Consider the following 18,110-nt stretch of genomic DNA (forward strand, 5'->3'; position numbering starts at 1 on the left):
GGCTAAAACTTACTGGAGGGATATTAATGTCAGAATTTAAGCAACAGGAGTTGTTCTGGAGCAGCATGTTCGATGCGGAAGATCGTCCCAGTGCAATCCCTTCGTTTCAAATGTCGGACTCAACAATAGAACATGATGCGTCGAGTGCACCCAACCGTATTCACAGTTCATTGAGCTCCGATGTATCCCTGCGCATCATGAAGATGACGAATAAATCGCCAATGGCCGTTTATATGGTTCTCCTGGTCGGAATCGAGTGTCTTTTGTACAAATATACGGGGGAAGAGGGCGTTATTGTAGGTGTACCGACCTTTGAAGACGAAACCGATGAAGACCTTCGTTTAGACCAAGTCATGTTAATCAAACAAAACATAAATGCGGACAGCACGTTTAAATCCATATTTAATGAATTCAAACATACGCTGAACGGAGCCATCTTACATCAGCACGTTCCTTTCGATAAAATGGCCGGTCCATTAAATCTGAACTACGATTCAAATCATTTGCCAATGATCCATACGATCGTATCACTAGATCAGCTGCACCCCATTCGTTTTATAGAAACGGCTGCTGCTGATACATTATTTCAGTTTTCCATAGAAAATGATTCGATTCATTTAAAGTTAACTTATAATGAACAAGCTTATGATCGCCAGTATATGATGCAAGTGATCGAACATGTAAACCGGATTTTTTCGATTTTGTTTTTCCAACCCGACCTTATGATCCGCCAGCTTAATATTCTGTCAGACTCAGAGACAAATCAACTCATCGCCTATAATCAAACGGCTGCAGAGTATCCAAGAGAAAAAACGATTCATCAATTTTTGGAGGAACAAGCGGAACGTACCCCTGATCAAACGGCTGTTGTCTACGAGGATAGCCGTCTGACGTATCGTGAATTGAATGAAAGGGCGAATCAACTCGCTCGGACACTGCAATCTGAAGGCGTGCAGCCGGATCAGCCGGTCGGGATTATGGCCGAACGCTCCCTGGATATGATTGTAGGGATCTTCGGGATCTTGAAAGCCGGCGGGGCGTATGTACCGATTGACCCGGGCTATCCCGAGGAACGGGTTCGATACATATTGGAGGATTCGGATACGAAGTTGTTACTCGTGCAGAATCAATCGCAAGAGAGAGTACCTTTTACGGGAAAAGTGCTGGATATGAAAGATCCGCAAAACTTTTGTGAAGACGGGTCGAATGTAGAGCCGGCTGCTGGTCCGAATCATTTGGCCTATGTTATTTATACATCGGGTTCAACCGGCAAGCCGAAAGGGGTTATGGTTGAGCACCGGTCGGTCATCAATCGGCTGGTGTGGATGCAGGAAAAATACCCTCTCGATGAACGGGATGCGATTCTGCAAAAAACTGCGATCACCTTTGATGTATCAGTGTGGGAACTGTTCTGGTGGACGATATCAGGTTCCAGATTGGTTCTGCTGCCAAACGGAGGAGAAAAGAATCCCGAGCTGATTTTAGATACAATCGCACAAAAAGGTGTCAGCACAATGCATTTTGTACCGGCGATGCTGCATGCCTTCCTGGAATCCATGGATCAGAAGCCAAGCGGGATGTTGAAACAAAAATTAGCGTCATTAAGACATGTGTTTGCAAGCGGTGAGGCTTTGAAGCCTGTACATGTCGCAGGCTTCAAACGCATCATCACATCGGTGAGCCAGGCTCAAATCATCAACTTGTACGGACCGACTGAGGCAACAATTGATGTATCATACTTTGATTGCCAGACGGAAGAAACATATGCATCGATTCCGATAGGCAAACCGATTTCCAACATTCAATTGTATATATTACATGCTGATTTGGAACATTTGCAGCCGATCGGTGTGGCGGGAGAACTGTGCATCGCGGGCGATGGGCTTGCAAGGGGCTACTTGAATCGTCCCGAACTGACGGCCGAGAAGTTTATAAACCATCCGATTGCATCAGGAGAACGGATATACCGGACGGGAGACTTGGCAAGATGGCTGCCGGACGGCAATATCGAGTATTTGGGCCGGATTGATCACCAGGTGAAAATCCGCGGTTACCGCATTGAAATCGGCGAAGTCGAAGGCGCTTTTTTTCAGCTGCCGGCGATCAAAGAAGCCATCGTTATCGCTCGGGAAATCGATGGGGAAACATCCTTGTGCGCCTATTATACCGCACAACATGCTTTAACTGCAGGCGAGCTCCGTGAAGAGCTGTCCCGGCAGCTTCCATCCTATATGATACCTGCGTATTTCGTTCAGCTGGAAGAGATGCCGCTTACTTTCAACGGGAAGATAGACCGTAAATCCCTTCCTTCTCCAAGAGAGAATCTTACAGGCATGAACTATGAAGCTCCCCGAACAGAACTGGAAAAAATACTGGCCGCGGTGTGGGAGTCGGTCTTAGGCTTAGAACGGGTCGGAATCTCAGATCATTTCTTCGAATTGGGGGGCGATTCCATTAAGTCGATTCAAGTGTCCTCAAGATTATACCAAGCCGGGTATAAGTTTGAAATCAAACACTTGTTTAAATACCCAACGATCTCCGAGCTTGTTCCATACGTAGAGCCGGTAACCCGAATCGCAGAACAAGGAGAAATTAAAGGCCGGGCGCTGCTGACACCGATTCAGCATTGGTTTTTTGACCAGAAATACCCGGAATTACACCATTATAATCAAGCGGTTATGCTTTATTGGAAAGAGGGACTGGATGAATCAAAGCTTCGGGACGTCATGAAGAAGATCACAGAGCATCACGATGCTTTGCGCATGGTCTATGTTCCGACAGAAGATGGATATGAAGCCCGAAATCGGGGGATCGAAGAAGGTGATCTGTTCAGCCTTGAAGTGATCTCATTACGCGAAGAAAAAAATGTGTCCCAGACGATAGAAACCATTTCCAATGAGATTCAGCAATCCATTCATTTAGCCGAAGGACCGCTCATGAAACTGGGATTGTTCCGGTGTCAAGAGGGAGATCATTTGCTGATTGCGGTTCATCATCTGGTCATCGACGGCGTATCGTGGAGGATTTTACTTGAGGATATAGCGGCAGCTTATGAGCAGCTTCAAAACGGCGAAGCGATCCGGCTTCCGAAGAAAACGGACTCTTACCTGTTATGGGCTGAACAGTTGAATCGTTATGCAGAAAGTCAGGAATTCGAAGCGGAAAATCAATACTGGTTCAGACAGAAACATAATCCGCAGCATACATTGCCAAAGGACAATGAACAGGAGACCGGTCTGGCCAAAGACAAGGAAACGGTCATCGTTCAATGGACCGTTGAGGAAACCGAACGTTTATTAAAAAACGCTCACCGGGCTTATTCGACCGATATGAACGATTTATTACTGACCGGTCTGGGAACTGCTATTCATCGTTGGACCGGATATGAAGACATTCTCATTGATCTTGAAGGACACGGCAGAGAGTCTATCATTCCGGATCTCGATATTTCGCGTACGGTGGGATGGTTCACAAGCCTATATCCGGTTTCGCTTCAAATCAAAGCTGATCAGGATATCCCCGGGCGGATTAAAACAGTGAAAGAAAATTTGCGTCAGATCCCCCAAAAAGGAATAAGTTACGGCCTGATCAAATATTTATCCGATCACCCGAAGGCACATGAATGGACCGGACATCCGGAAATACGTTTCAATTATTTGGGTCAATTTGATCAAGATGTCCGGAACGGCAAGATGGAGGTATCCCCTTACTCAAGCGGGAAAACAGCCAGTGACAACCGTCCCTTGACCTATACACTTGATATCAACGGCATGATTTCAGACGGCCGATTGTCGCTGGCCATCAGCTATTGCGGTAAACAATATCAAAGAGAAACAATGGAAGCCTGTGCCGATCTCTTGAAAAACAGCCTGCAGCAAGTCATCGCACATTGTGATGCTCAAGATCAAATTCACCTGACGCCAAGCGATATTTCGTTAAAAGGTATAACGATCGGTGAATTGGATCAATTTGTGCAGCAAACGAGTCATCTCGGTGACATTGAAAATATATACCCATTAACCCCTATGCAGAAAGGAATGTTGTTCCACAGCTTGATCGATTCGGCTTCCGAAGCTTACTTTGAACAAGCCGCTTTTGATCTGAAAGGTTTCTTGGATATCGATGCATTCAAGATGAGTTTGGCGCATCTGGCCGAAAAATATGACATTCTTCGGACTCTTTTTTATACAGAATGGAAAGATCAGCCTTTGCAGATTGTATTCCGGCAAAAGCCGATTGAAACGGCCGTTGAAGATATTCGCAGCATGAACAGTCATCAGCGCAGTGAGTTTATTGCCGATTTTGCAAGAAGAGATAAGGCGCGGGGATTCAATCTCACCCGGGATGCTTTAATGCGCGTATCGATCCTGCGGACAGAGGAAGACCAAGCGCGGTTGATATGGAGCTTTCATCATATTTTAATGGATGGCTGGTGTTTGCCTCTTGTTACGAAAGAAGTGTTTGAAACCTATTATGCAATACTTGAGCAAAGGCAGCCGAAGCGGGGAGCCGTCACCCCATACAGCCGATATATCGAATGGCTGGATCAACAAGATCACAAGCAGGCGTCAGCCTATTGGCGCAACTATTTAGAAGGTTATGAAGGGCAGACTGTTTTGTTACAAGAACAATCTTCCGGCCAGGCGAAAGGATACGAAAAAGGTGAGCATGAGTTTCGTTTAGGAAAGCGGCTCACAGACGAAATAAAACGGGCCGCAAGCCGCCAGCAAGTCACCGTCAATACATGGATACAAACCGCATGGGGCTTATTGCTGCAAAGATACAACGGGAGTCAGGATGTCGTCTTCGGCACGGTCGTATCCGGCAGACCGGCAGAAATTCCGGGAATTGAAACCATGGTCGGTTTATTTATCAATACCATTCCCGTACGTATTCATACGCAGTCTGAAATGACAGCTGCACAAGTATTGAAAATGAACCAGGAGCGGGCACTGGCTTCTCAAAAATATGATACATTTCCGTTGTATGACATTCAGGCTCAAACTGAGCAAAAGCAGCAGTTGATCAATCATATTATGGTATTTGAGAATTACCCGGTTGAGAAACAAATAGAACATATGAAGCAGGATGACAACGCATTAGACATTCTCGATTTTCATATGGAAGAACATACTCATTACGATTTTACTTTTATAGTGATGCCGGATGGAGAAATTGACATTCGTTTTGTATACAATCGCGATGTTTATGACCAAGCAAGTGTCGAACGGATGCAGACGCATTTCATGCAAATTATGAAGCAAATGGCGGACGATCAGGAAATTCGCGTTCAAGACCTTGATATCGTAACAGCGGATGAGCGATCGCTCCTGATAGATAAGTTCAACGATACAGCGGCTGAGTATCCAAAGGAAAAGACGATTCATCAATTGTTTGAAGAACAAGCGGAGCGAACGCCGGAGCAAGCGGCGATTGTTTTTGAAGATAAGAAGCTGACGTATCAGGTAGTAAATGAACGCGCCAATCAGCTGGCCCGAACCTTGGTTGCCAAAGGACTTCAGGCCGAGGAGCTTGTCGGCATTATGGCGGAACGTTCACCGGAGATGGTGATAGGCATCCTTGCTATTTTGAAAGCCGGGGGCGTTTACGTACCGATCGATCCGGATTATCCGAAAGAACGCATCCATTATATGCTTGAGGATTCTAACGTCTCTATCTTATTATTGCAGCATCATCTTCTGGAAGGTACCGATTATCAAAGTCATACTGTCTTTCTTGACGATCCGTCATCATACGGCGCCGAAGCATCTAATCTCAATCTGAACGTAATGCCAAATCAATTAGCCTACGTTATTTATACATCAGGAACAACGGGGAATCCGAAAGGCACGCTCATTGAACATAAAAACGTGGTTCGTCTGTTATTTAACAACAAAAATGTTTTTGATTTTAATGCATCGGACACTTGGACTTTGTTTCATTCCTTCTGCTTTGATTTTTCAGTATGGGAAATGTACGGAGCGCTGCTGTATGGGGGCAAATTAGTGATTGTTCCGAAACAAATAGCAAAAAACCCGGAAAGGTATTTGCAATTGTTAAAATCGGAAGCTGTGACCATTTTAAATCAAACGCCAAGTTATTTCTACCAACTGATGCAGGAGGAGAGAGCAGATCCCGAATCCAATTTAAACATCCGAAAAATCATATTTGGCGGAGAGGCGTTAAATCCATCCTTCTTGAAAGACTGGAAGCTTAAATATCCTTTAACCCAATTAATCAATATGTACGGCATCACCGAAACCACCGTTCATGTCACATATAAAGAAATCACGGAACGGGAAATCGACGAGGGCAGAAGCAACATCGGACAACCTATTCCTACTCTGCAAGCTTATATTTTGGACGAATATCAGCACATTCAGGTAATGGGCATACCGGGCGAACTCTATGTGGCAGGAGAGGGACTGGCCAGAGGATATTTGAACCGCCCGGAATTAACGGCTGAGAAATTTGTTGAACACCCGTTTGCCGCAGGCGAAAAAATGTACAAAACGGGAGATGTCGCCCGGTGGCTGCCTGACGGCAATATCGAGTATTTGGGACGAATCGATCATCAAGTGAAAATCCGAGGCTACCGGATAGAACTCGGCGAGATCGAAGCATCTTTATTACAACTCGATGCAGTCAAAGAAGCGGTCGTTATCGCGATTGAAGAAGAGGGCTCAAAGCAGCTGTGCGCCTACTTGTCAGGAGACGGGTCAGTAAATACGGCGCAGCTGAAGCGTCATTTACTGAACAAACTGCCCGCGTATATGATACCGGCTTACTTTGTCCAAATGGAGAAGATGCCGATAACCGCAAATGGAAAAATTGATCGAAAAGCTTTGCCGGCTCCTGAGGGAAATAGGCTCACCGGAATCGAATACGAAGCGCCCGGAACGTTAATTGAAAAGCAGCTGGCCGAGATATGGAAGAATATTTTAGCTATCAGTGACCCGGGAATTAAAGATAACTTCTTTGACGTTGGCGGCCATTCGCTCAAAGTATTGCAAGTTATTCATCAAATCAACGACCGTATGGGAATCAAAATGCATTATCAAGCCGTATACGATTTCCCTACCATTGAAACAATGGCACGCGCCATACAAGCGGCAGTTTTCGAGTCCAGAACGGATAACGTCTTCGTCAAGATGAATCAGAACGGTTCAATCCCTGTGTTCTGTTTCCCGCCTTTATTCGGGTACGGGCTGGTTTATAATGAAATGGCGAAAAGACTTGACGGCCGCTGCACCGTCTATGCCGCTGATTTCCTAGAAGAGCCGTCTTACGAGCAAGAGATCGTAGACCGGTATGCAGAAAGCATGATAGGCATTCAGGAACAAGGGCCCTTTGTTTTACTTGGTTACTCCTCGGGGTCGAATTTGGCTTTTGAGGTTGCCAAAGCCTTGGAGAAGCGCGGACGCATCGTATCGGACATTATGATGCTTGATTCTAAAAGAGCCGTATCGGTGAATTATATTTCGGAAAAGGAAACCGAAGAGATCATTCATCGGAATCTGGATATCATTCCGGATTATTATAGAGAATTATTAACCATTCCTTCCATTAAGGATAAAATCAGAAGCTATCTCACATATCACAATAAACTGATCAATTCCGGCGCGGTGAACGCCAACATTCATCATTTTCTATGCGGCGAGTTGACCGATAGAGGATGGAAGCAATCAACCGCACAGCATTACCTTGAGTACAAATTAAAAGGAGACCATGTGACGATCTTTGACCCTCACAATATTGAAGAAAATACGGATACAATTCGATCTATTATCAAAAGGATTGAAGAACGGCATTATCACGGACTTGTTCTTGAAGAACAACTGTCAATGGGATCGTTTGCGGGAGACGCAAAGTTTGACAAAATGTAAATGATCAAGTGTAAAACGCCGCTGGCCTGGCACTCAGCGGCGTTTTTATTAAAAAGGCGAGAGTCATACCCCTGTATTCGCAAGGCTTACTCCAGAGCCGTTCTCCACGACCAGTTGTCATCAAATGGTAAAAAAATCATCATACATTTTAAGGAAAAAGGAGGATGTCAAGTTATTAGAAAAAAGTGTAGCGTACGTTTATAGGTACTAGCTCTATTATTGAGTTGCTTCACTGCGGAGTCTGCTTTTTACTGCCGGTACTGCAATTTGTTCTCTAATGGTAAAAGTTCCCTAAATTTAAAGAAAAAGGAGGAGCGTTAAGTTATGTGTAAAAAATGTTGCGTATGCCTATGGGTCCTTGCTTTATTATTGAGTTGCTTCACTGGGAAGTCTGCGTATGCTGCCAGCACTCCAATTGCAAAACATGTTGGGAATTCAAATCCGCTTATAGACCATCATTTGGGAGCAGATCCGTTTGCGCTGACCTATAACGGAAGAGTCTACATCTATATGTCAAGCGATGACTATGAATATAATAGCGACGGAACGATTAAGGATAATTCATTTGCCAATTTGAATAAAATATCCGTCATATCTTCAGCGGATATGGTGAACTGGACAGATCACGGAGCGATTCCCGCAGCGGGTGCCAATGGGGCGAATGGCGGCCGGGGGATTGCCAAATGGGCAGGAGCATCATGGGCCCCGTCAGCCGCGGTGAAAAAGATCAATGGTAAGGATAAATTTTTCCTTTATTTCGCAAACGGCGGCGGAGGTATCGGGGTTCTCACCGCAGACAGCCCGACCGGCCCATGGACAGATCCGATCGGAAAAGCGCTGGTAACGCCAAATACGCCAGGAATGTCCGGTGTTGTATGGCTTTTTGATCCGGCAGTATTCGTAGATGATGACGGTACCGGTTACCTATATGCCGGCGGAGGCGTTCCGGGCGGTTCAAATCCAACGCAGGGGCAATGGGCCAATCCTAAAACAGCAAGAGTCATGAAATTAGGGCCTGATATGACCAGTGTTGCTGGAAGTGCATCGACCATTGATGCGCCATTTATGTTTGAAGACTCAGGGATGCATAAGTATAACGGGAAATATTACTATTCCTATTGTATCAATTTCGGGGGCGCGCACCCGGCCGATAAACCTCCAGGTGAGATTGGCTATATGACCAGCTCAAGTCCTATGGATTCTTTTTCGTATAGAGGGCACTTTCTGAAAAATCCGGGAGCATTTTTCGGAGGCGGCGGGAACAATCACCATGCTGTTTTCAATTTTAAAAACGAGTGGTATGTGGTGTATCATACTCAAACTGTCAGCTCCGCTCTTTACGGGGCCGGCAAAGGATACCGTTCTCCCCATATTAATAAGCTTGTGCATAATCCAGATGGCTCCCTGCAAGAGGTAGCGGCAAATTTTGCAGGTGTCAAACAGCTATCCAACTTGAATCCATATCACCGGGTAGAAGCGGAAACGTTTGCCTGGAACGGACGGATTTTGACAGAGGCATCCTCAGCACCCGGCGGGCCGGTCAATAATCAACATGTCACAAACATTCATAACGGAGACTGGATTGCTGTTGGAAATGCAGACTTCAGCTCAGGCGGCGCCAGGACGTTTAAAGCAAATGTAGCGTCCGCTCTTGGCGGGAAAATAGAAGTGCGGCTAGACAGTGCAAACGGTAAGCTTGTCGGAACCTTGAATGTCCCTTCCACAGGCGGAACGCAATCCTGGAGAGAAATAGAAACTGCGATAAGCGGCGCAACAGGTGTTCACAACGTATTCTTTGTATTTACGGGAACTGGTACAGGAAACTTGTTTAACGTTGATTACTGGCAGTTTACACAAAGATAAGCAAAGGTACGTTTTCTAAGTCCATAAAAGACATATGAAAGAGAGGAAAAAATGATGTCGAGCGTAAAAAAATCAATTTGTGTATTATTGGTATGTTTCACAATGATGCCCGTCATGCTCTTAGGACCGGGAGTTACTGAAGTTTCAGCAGCAAGTGATGCAACAGTTAATATATCTGCAGATAGACAAGTGATTCGCGGTTTTGGAGGAATGAACCACCCAGCTTGGATTGGAGACTTGACTGCAGCCCAACGGGAGACCGCTTTTGGCAATGGACAGAATCAGTTAGGTTTTTCGGTCTTAAGAATTCATGTAGATGAAAATAGAAACAATTGGTACAAGGAAGTGGAGACTGCAAAGAGTGCGATCAAACATGGAGCAATCGTTTTTGCTTCCCCTTGGAATCCGCCAAACGATATGGTTGAGACTTTCAATCATAATGGTGACACATCAGCTAAGCGGCTGAGATATGATAAGTACGCCGCATACGCGCAGCATCTTAACGATTTCGTTAATTTCATGAAGAGTAATGGTGTGAATCTGTATGCGATTTCTATGCAAAACGAGCCTGATTACGCTCACGAATGGACATGGTGGACGCCCCAAGAAATCCTGCGTTTCATGAGAGAGAATGCCGGTTCCATTAATGCCCGCGTGATTGCGCCGGAATCATTTCAATACCTGAAAAATATATCGGACCCCATTTTGAACGATCCGCAGGCGCTTAGGAATATGGATATCCTTGGAACCCACCTGTACGGCACTCAGGTCAGTCAGTTTCCTTATCCTCTTTTCAAACAAAAAGGAGGAGGGAAAGAGCTATGGATGACGGAGGTATACTATCCGAATAGTGACAACAATTCAGCGGATCGCTGGCCTGAGGCTTTAGGTGTTTCAGAGCATATTCACCATTCAATGGTAGAGGGAGATTTTCAAGCTTATGTGTGGTGGTACATCCGCAGATCATACGGCCCTATGAAAGAAGATGGGATGATCAGCAAACGCGGATACAATATGGCTCATTTCTCAAAATTTGTGCGCCCTGGCTATGTAAGGATTGATGCAACGAAAAATCCTGAACCGAATGTTTACGTGTCAGCCTATAAAGGAGACAATAAAGTCGTGATTGTTGCCATTAATAAAAATAACACAGGGGTCAACCAAAACTTTGTGTTGCAGAATGGAACTGCTTCGCAAGTATCCAGATGGATCACGAGCAGCAGCAGCAATCTTCAACCTGGAACGGATCTCAAAGTAACGGACAATCATTTTTGGGCCCATCTTCCGGCTCAAAGCGTGACAACATTTGTTGTAAAGCGTTAAAGGCATCAGCATCGCAATAAGCCAATTTTCTTACTCGAAAAAGAAAATTGGCTTATTTTCTGTGGGATAGAAGTGTTGATTTTTTTAACGATACACAGACATTGGGTATAATAATGACAATGACTTCAAGGAGTGATCAATATATGTCACGGCTTCACAGCAAAGTATTAATCATAGACGACGAAAAAGAAATTTTAGAACTGATCAAAACCGTATTAATAAGAGAAGGCATTGATCGCGTGATCACCGCTTCGACTGCCCGTGACGGATTGGCTCAATTTCATCAAGAAAATCCCGATCTTGTGATATTGGATATCATGCTGCCAGACGGTGAAGGCTATGATATCTGCAAGCAAATAAGAGACATTTCACACGTTCCTATTATCTTTTTGTCTGCAAAGGGGGAGGAAACGGATAAAATTGTAGGACTTGCCATCGGCGGAGACGACTACATTACAAAACCCTTCAGCCCTAAGGAAGTTGCATATCGAGTCAAAGCGCAGCTGAGACGGGTCTCTTACTTACAGCCTTCTCAAACCGGAACCGTAATAAAAAAAGGACCATTTGAATTAAACCAACAACAAGCCGAGCTCACCAAAAATGAAGCGGCTATTGAGTTAACACCTAAAGAACTTATGCTTATGACCTATTTTCTGCAGCATCCCAATCGGGTGATCAGTAAAGAAACACTCTATCAAGCTGTATGGGGAGAAGATTTCTTCGGTTCTGACAACACGGTGATGGTTCATATACGCAGGCTCCGTGAGAAAATAGAAAACACCCCATCAAAACCAGACTTTCTCGTCACTGTGAAAGGGTTAGGCTACAAATTTGTTGTAAAGGATGCGTAAGGATGAATTGGCGATTAACAGGCAGATATATGGTCTCTGTCATTATCGTGACCATCATTACAGTCTTCATTAATTTATTTATTTTTATGTTTTGGCTCGTTTTCCAGGCGAACAGCCAACATGACGAAGAAAGTACACCGGAAACTTTCACAAGATCATTCCGACAATATGTCACGTTATCGAACAATGGTATCACAGTAAACAAAGAGGGCCAAAAAGCTTTAAAAGAGCAGAATGCATGGATTCAAATATTAGATGAAAACGGACAGGATGTTTATCATGATAGAGAACCTAAAGGACTGAAGAAAAAATATACGCCTATTGAAATTGTAAATTTACATAAATATAAGGATGAACGATTATTATCAACCATTTACGCCGGCGGAAAAAAAGTAAACGGCAAGGAGTACAGTTACTTTATAGGGTTTAAAAATCCCTCTCTCGGAAAATATGTCCTCTCATATGATACCAAGGAATTTGTGACGAAGTTCAATGCAGGGACCATCATATTATTATCAATAGATGCATTGATCGCGTTACTCATCGGCTATCTATTCAGCCGGCAGCTCACAAAACCGCTCGGCCGTGTCATTCAAGGAATCCAGCGGTTAGCTAATGGAGATTATACGATCAAAATGAAATCCAAAGGCATTTATAAAGATGTCTTCTATAATGTCAATCATTTATCGGAACAACTATCTTCAAGCAAAAAAGAAAAAGATAAATTAGAGCAAATGCGTGAAGAGTGGATCAGTCATATTTCTCATGACATTAAAACACCATTAGCATCTATTCAAGGCTATGCAGAAATCATCCAAGATCCAAATTACCATCTCACAGTCGAACAGATCAGAGAGTACGCCCAGATCATTGAGAGTAAATCCCTCTATATGAAAGATGTGATGGAAGATTTAAATTTAACGACAAGGCTGAAAAACAACGATGTGATGTTACATACAGAGCGGGTAAACCTTGTATCGCTGCTGCGGGAAACGTTAATTGATATGTTAAACGATTCTAGATATGCGGATAAATCCATTGAACTTCAAACGAACCTGGAAAAGCTGATGCTGAACCTTGATGCGATATTGATTCGGAGAGCGGTCACGAATCTCATTTTAAATGCCCTCGTTCACAATGATCCTGATGTGAAGATCGTTGTACAGCTTGAACAAAAAGAACGAACTCATGTGACAATTAAGGACAACGGCAAAGGGATAGAAGAAGAGGAGCTGGAAAAAGTGTTTGATCGCTATTACAGGGGTACAAATACAGGAACGACGCATGCAGGCTCTGGTCTTGGAATGGCCATAGCAAAGGATATTATCCAAAAGCACGGAGGGGACATCACCATTCAAAGCACCGCGGGAGAAGGGACAACGATAGATATACAATTATCATAATGGCTATACAAAAAAAGGTTCTGTTGATCAATAACAGAACCTTTTTTTCCTATTGTTCCGAAAACACTTTGATTCCTTTGACAATGTTCCAAATGAAAAAGTAGATCGCCACAAGGAATGTAACAGCATACGCCGCAAGCAGGAAAGGCCCGGCGTGCCTGATGTCATTCATACCAAGTAAACCTGAAGCGATGATGCCAATTACAAAAATCAAATAAGGAATCAGATGCGTCCATAAAGATTTTTTCGCATGATATTTCACATCGTCCTGACCTAAGAAATAGACGATAATCGGAAACAGAAACGGCGCAAAAAATATACTGAAGTAACATAATGAAGACAAAATTTTATTTTCTCTCAAACCTTTTCACCTCTATGATTTATTGAAGGGGGAATTCTTCTGGCTGAATCCCTCACTGAAGTACAATCTTATTGTACAACTCCAACCTTAACCCGTATTAATCCGAACCTTACATCAACCTTAAATTAACCAGTACAGATAAGGGATCGTCCTCTTACAGCAATCATAAGATACAATGCCATATTGAGACTCATCACATTCAGCGTGTCTACGTTGGAAATAAATTTAATTTTTCGATTCGATTGAAAAATGACGTGTAAAGTCCCGATTCAGTCCGGTTTTCTTTGTACTATATGTGTCAGGTGTGTCTTATTCAATAGAGATAGAGCAAATTGACAGGCTTTTACACCTCCCAAAAACAAGAAATTAGGTTGATAGACAATCATAAGAAAGATTTTTACAATGAGTTCGAGCTCATAAGAAAGAGCCAAAATGATGCGAAGGAGGAAAAGATCAGATATGAAACGGTCAATTTCTATTTTTATTACGTATTTATTGATTGCGGTATTGACAATGGGCGGCTTGCTGCCTTCGCCGGCATCAGCAGCAGGGACAAAAACGCCAGTAGCCAAGAATGGTCAGCTTAGCATAAAAGGTACACAGCTCGTAAACCGAGATGGCAAAGCGGTACAATTGAAAGGGATCAGTTCACATGGATTGCAATGGTATGGCGATTTCGTCAATAAAGACAGCTTAAAATGGCTGAGAGACGATTGGGGCATCACCGTTTTCCGCGCGGCAATGTATACGGCAGACGGCGGTTATATTGACAACCCGTCTGTGAAAAACAAAGTGAAAGAAGCAGTTGAAACAGCAAAAGAACTTGGGATATATGTCATCATTGACTGGCATATCTTAAATGACGGCAACCCAAACCAAAATAAAGAGAAGGCAAAAGAATTTTTCAAGGAGATGTCAAGTCTTTACGGAAACACGCCAAACGTCATTTATGAAATTGCAAATGAACCAAACGGTGACGTGAACTGGAAGCGTGATATTAAACCGTATGCGGAAGAAGTGATTTCCGTTATCCGCAAAAATGACCCCGACAATCCCATCATTGTCGGAACCGGTACATGGAGCCAGGATGTGAATGATGCTGCCGATGGCCAGCTAAAAGATGCAAACGTCATGTACGCGCTTCATTTTTATGCCGGCACACACGGCCAATCTTTACGGGATAAAGCAAACTATGCACTCAGTAAAGGAGCGCCTATTTTCGTGACGGAATGGGGAACAAGCGACGCGTCTGGAAATGGCGGTGTATTCCTTGACCAGTCGCGGGAATGGCTGAATTATCTCGACAGCAAGAAAATCAGCTGGGTGAACTGGAATCTTTCTGATAAGCAGGAATCATCCTCAGCGTTAAAGCCTGGAGCATCTAAAACAGGCGGCTGGCCGCTGTCAGATTTAACTGCTTCAGGAACCTTCGTAAGAGAAAACATTCGCGGCAACAAAGATTCAACGAAGGACGGCCCTGAAACGCCAGCACAAGATAATCCCACACAGGAAAAAGGCGTTTCTGTACAATACAAAGCAGGGGATGGGAGTGTGAACAGCAACCAAATCCGCCCGCAGCTTCACATAAAAAATAACGGGAATACGACGGTTGATTTAAAAGATGTCACTGCCCGTTACTGGTATAACGCGAAAAACAAAGGCCAAAACTTTGACTGTGACTACGCGCAGATTGGATGCGGCAATCTGACCCACAAATTTGTGACGCTGCATAAACCTAAGCAAGGTGCAGATACCTATCTGGAACTGGGGTTTAAAAAAGGAACGCTGTCACCGGGAGCAAGCACAGGGAATATTCAGCTTCGTCTTCACAACGATGACTGGAGCCATTATGCACAAAGCGGTGATTATTCCTTTTTCCAATCAAATACGTTTAAAACAACGAAAAAAATCACATTATATCATCAAGGAAAACTGATTTGGGGAGCAGAACCCAATTAGTAAGCTTTAGGCGGACATCAGCAACGATGTCCGCTTTTATCATCTTAAACAGCAATACATGGAGGTTTACGTGGCGGATGAAACTCTGAAACAGTATATGGGCCTGTACAAATGTTGTTAGCAATCTCAAGAAAGCCAAGGAGTAGCTATGATTCACTGAACATATGATGTAATGAAAAAGTTTGTAGCGCAATGTATGTATTTCACATCCGAAACTTTTATTACTTAAGGGGGAACAAGAGAATGAAAAGGTATGACGCGTTTCCAGAGCCAATTGGCGGCTATACTGTCGGCCGAACCCAGATAGATTTTGAGTACACGGCACCAGATCATACAAAAAGAGAACTGACGGCGTTTGTGTACTATCCGTCCGACAGCAGCGAAGGGAAGACTACATCAACGTACATGTTTCCTGAAGTCTGCGAAATGCTTGATGAGCAGCCGCTTCTCACTGCGTTGAAGGATGCTTACACTATAGATATCAAGACCCAATGTTACGACGGCCTTGCTCTCTCCGGGAAGGAAAAACGCTATCCGGTGTTATTTTATGTTTGCGGCGGGGGCGGTTCTCCAGAATGGGGTACAGTGATCTGTACAGACTTGGCAAGCATGGGATATGTTGTGGTAAGCATCGGCCATCAGAATAGCACGATGTATAAGCGTAAAGATGGGCGCCTGTTTAATATATCAAAGGATTTTTCGGATATTATTATGGCGTTTTCTGAAGATCCGGAGATGATGGCGTTGGCTGGTAAGATGGAGATGCGTCCTGACGATGAAACTGCCATTGAGATGTGCCAAAACGTGCTTACACTGCCGATACTTGACAAGTTAACAGAGTATAGTGAATTACAGGCAGAAGATGTAAGGTATGTAGCCGATTATCTTGTCAAATTGGACTCTGGAGAGCTGAATTCCATCTTTAAGGGCAGATTGTTGCTTGACATCGGTATGGGCATAGTCGGACATTCTTATGGAGGGGCTACGACGGCGATTGTTTGCCGGGACGACGACCGGTTCGCCTGCGGGATTGGCTTAGATAGCGGAGCGTTCGGCCTTCAGGGCAGTGACCTTAAGAAACCCTTTTTGCTGCTGTTTTCTGAACCGAACTATAACATGAATGCGATCATTGGCGCTAACAATAGCATGGATACCTATTATTTCTCTGTTGATCGTGCTGCGCATTTAGATTACTGCGACATCGTGTTTACCAGTGTGAATGAGGAACTTAGAGGCGAACGGGATGCCACGGAGATGCGAAATCTTGTTACAGACTATACGAAGAACTTTTTTGATCATTACATACTGCAGAAGGCTGCAAGTGTGGAAAGTCTGGCATACGATGGCGTGGACTTGATCAAGAAGACCAGCAACAAGTGACATAACCGATTAAAATACTCAAACTGAAAAACCTTTATGACCAATTTAATTTATTAAGGACGTAGAGGTTTTTTAATATTACCTTACAAAAAGGGGATGCTCTTAGAATATAAATCCACTTTTATATTCTCTTCACAATTTCTAGTTTACATAATATATATTCTAGGAAGTTAAATCTTTGATGAAAATTCTGTCTCGTTATCTTAAGTATACTTAGTTGATGAGACAGAATAAGAAAAATAGGACATATTACGATTTATCTTCAGTATATATTATGAATAAGACATCTTCATTCATATACATAACAAACTCCGCCTTCTGTAGTTACACACTCAAAATCTTCCCAATAATATTTTCCTTCACTGTCTCTAAAGAAAATTCTTACAGTATCATTACCAACACCAAGCCATCTGTATTCTTCAACCTTATCATCAAATTGTTTGTTTCGAATTGGGATTAAATTTCCTGGTTTAGTTGCTGCCTCAGCTGCTTGCTTGTACTCCAGATACTAGCAAGGCCCCACCAGTGCTGTAGCTCCTGCTATCTTCTTGAATTTACTTTTTAACATTTATTGCCCCCTTTTGATTTGTTGCCTGCTGCTTACTCACTTAGCAGGCAATCTGATTTTATCACCTTGCAAGAGGGAAATTTGTCATATTTTGCAGATGAGAGTATTACTTTCGGAAAAAATACAAAATTATGTCAATTCTTTTCCATTCTTGAATTCTGAAACTTTTCGGAGGGCTTCTGATAGCGATCCTCTTTGCAAATGTGCTTACATAAAAAAAACCGGCGTGCTGGGCCGGTCTTTTCTTCTAGACAACATGTCACCTTCTTGACTGCTTGGTGAGGATGCATTAAGACTTTATTAAGCTTCGTAGTTTCTGCTGTTTGAACCTAAATTCCTAAAAAGTAAAGAAGAAAGCAGAGCTAACACAAAATAAACAACAACGAATCCGCCCCAAAAGAAGATAGCCTGATCAAATGGGAAGCCAAACACTCTAAAAATGATTCTGTGTACCACTCCGGCAATAATGACCAGGATGCTTGCCGATAATGCAAAAGCAATGTGTTTCAATTTAAA

General features: G+C 43.5%; 9 protein-coding genes. 7 read left to right on the top strand and 2 right to left on the bottom strand.

What is annotated here, in order from left to right:
* The first annotated feature begins 26 nt into the window (after nt 1-26).
* From bamC to OTK50_RS00165, 5 genes are all read left to right on the top strand, one after another.
* The gene (gene bamC, locus OTK50_RS00145) at nt 27-7,886 is read left to right on the top strand and encodes a bacillomycin D non-ribosomal peptide synthetase BamC (protein ID WP_224224329.1); all 7,860 of its coding nucleotides are present in this window, start codon (nt 27-29) and stop codon (nt 7,884-7,886) included.
* A gap of 324 nt (nt 7,887-8,210) precedes the next feature.
* Complete coding sequence (locus OTK50_RS00150) at nt 8,211-9,749, top strand: glycoside hydrolase family 43 protein (RefSeq protein WP_224224328.1); 1,539 nt, start codon at nt 8,211-8,213, stop codon at nt 9,747-9,749.
* A gap of 51 nt (nt 9,750-9,800) precedes the next feature.
* The gene (locus OTK50_RS00155) at nt 9,801-11,072 is read left to right on the top strand and encodes a glycoside hydrolase family 30 beta sandwich domain-containing protein (RefSeq protein ID WP_224224327.1); all 1,272 of its coding nucleotides are present in this window, start codon (nt 9,801-9,803) and stop codon (nt 11,070-11,072) included.
* Between the two features lie 143 nt (nt 11,073-11,215).
* Nucleotides 11,216-11,923 carry a response regulator transcription factor gene (locus OTK50_RS00160; protein ID WP_059367382.1) on the top strand — a complete coding sequence of 236 codons (708 nt, stop codon included), beginning with the start codon at nt 11,216-11,218 and terminating at the stop codon, nt 11,921-11,923.
* Nucleotides 11,924-11,925: 2 nt separating this feature from the next.
* Entirely contained in the window at nt 11,926-13,326 is a 1,401-nt protein-coding gene (locus tag OTK50_RS00165) for a sensor histidine kinase (RefSeq protein WP_101670431.1), read from the top strand.
* 49 nt (nt 13,327-13,375) lie between these two features.
* Here the strand turns inward: OTK50_RS00165 and OTK50_RS00170 are convergent, their stop codons facing one another.
* Nucleotides 13,376-13,687: a DUF4870 domain-containing protein gene (locus OTK50_RS00170; protein ID WP_224224326.1), complete on the bottom strand. Its 312-nt coding sequence runs from the start codon at nt 13,685-13,687 to the stop codon at nt 13,376-13,378.
* Between the two features lie 459 nt (nt 13,688-14,146).
* On the opposite strand from OTK50_RS00170, the gene OTK50_RS00175 reads away from it, so the two are divergent.
* A complete protein-coding gene (locus OTK50_RS00175) occupies nt 14,147-15,646 on the top strand; it encodes a cellulase family glycosylhydrolase (protein WP_224224325.1) in 1,500 nt (499 codons plus the stop codon).
* 243 nt (nt 15,647-15,889) lie between these two features.
* The gene (locus tag OTK50_RS00180; RefSeq protein WP_224224324.1) at nt 15,890-17,026 is read left to right on the top strand and encodes a choline esterase; all 1,137 of its coding nucleotides are present in this window, start codon (nt 15,890-15,892) and stop codon (nt 17,024-17,026) included.
* Between the two features lie 868 nt (nt 17,027-17,894).
* Here the strand turns inward: OTK50_RS00180 and OTK50_RS00185 are convergent.
* Nucleotides 17,895-18,104, bottom strand: coding sequence for a bacteriocin-like WGxF protein (locus tag OTK50_RS00185; RefSeq protein WP_032858823.1), 210 nt, complete (start codon nt 18,102-18,104; stop codon nt 17,895-17,897).
* Between the last annotated feature and the right edge of the window lie 6 nt (nt 18,105-18,110).

This window comes from Bacillus sp. NEAU-CP5, assembly GCF_026420705.1.
Taxonomy (GTDB): Bacteria; Bacillota; Bacilli; order Bacillales; family Bacillaceae; genus Bacillus; species Bacillus velezensis.

Excerpts from the sequence above, each read along its gene's own strand:
- bamC (WP_224224329.1), top strand. The coding sequence starts at position 27 with ATGTCAGAATTTAAGCAACAGGAGTTGTTCTGGAGCAGCATGTTCGAT.
- OTK50_RS00150 (WP_224224328.1), top strand. The coding sequence starts at position 8,211 with ATGTGTAAAAAATGTTGCGTATGCCTATGGGTCCTTGCTTTATTATTG.
- OTK50_RS00165 (WP_101670431.1), top strand. The coding sequence starts at position 11,926 with ATGAATTGGCGATTAACAGGCAGATATATGGTCTCTGTCATTATCGTG.
- OTK50_RS00180 (WP_224224324.1), top strand. The coding sequence starts at position 15,890 with ATGAAAAGGTATGACGCGTTTCCAGAGCCAATTGGCGGCTATACTGTC.
- OTK50_RS00155 (WP_224224327.1), top strand. The coding sequence starts at position 9,801 with ATGATGTCGAGCGTAAAAAAATCAATTTGTGTATTATTGGTATGTTTC.
- OTK50_RS00175 (WP_224224325.1), top strand. The coding sequence starts at position 14,147 with ATGAAACGGTCAATTTCTATTTTTATTACGTATTTATTGATTGCGGTA.
- OTK50_RS00160 (WP_059367382.1), top strand. The coding sequence starts at position 11,216 with ATGTCACGGCTTCACAGCAAAGTATTAATCATAGACGACGAAAAAGAA.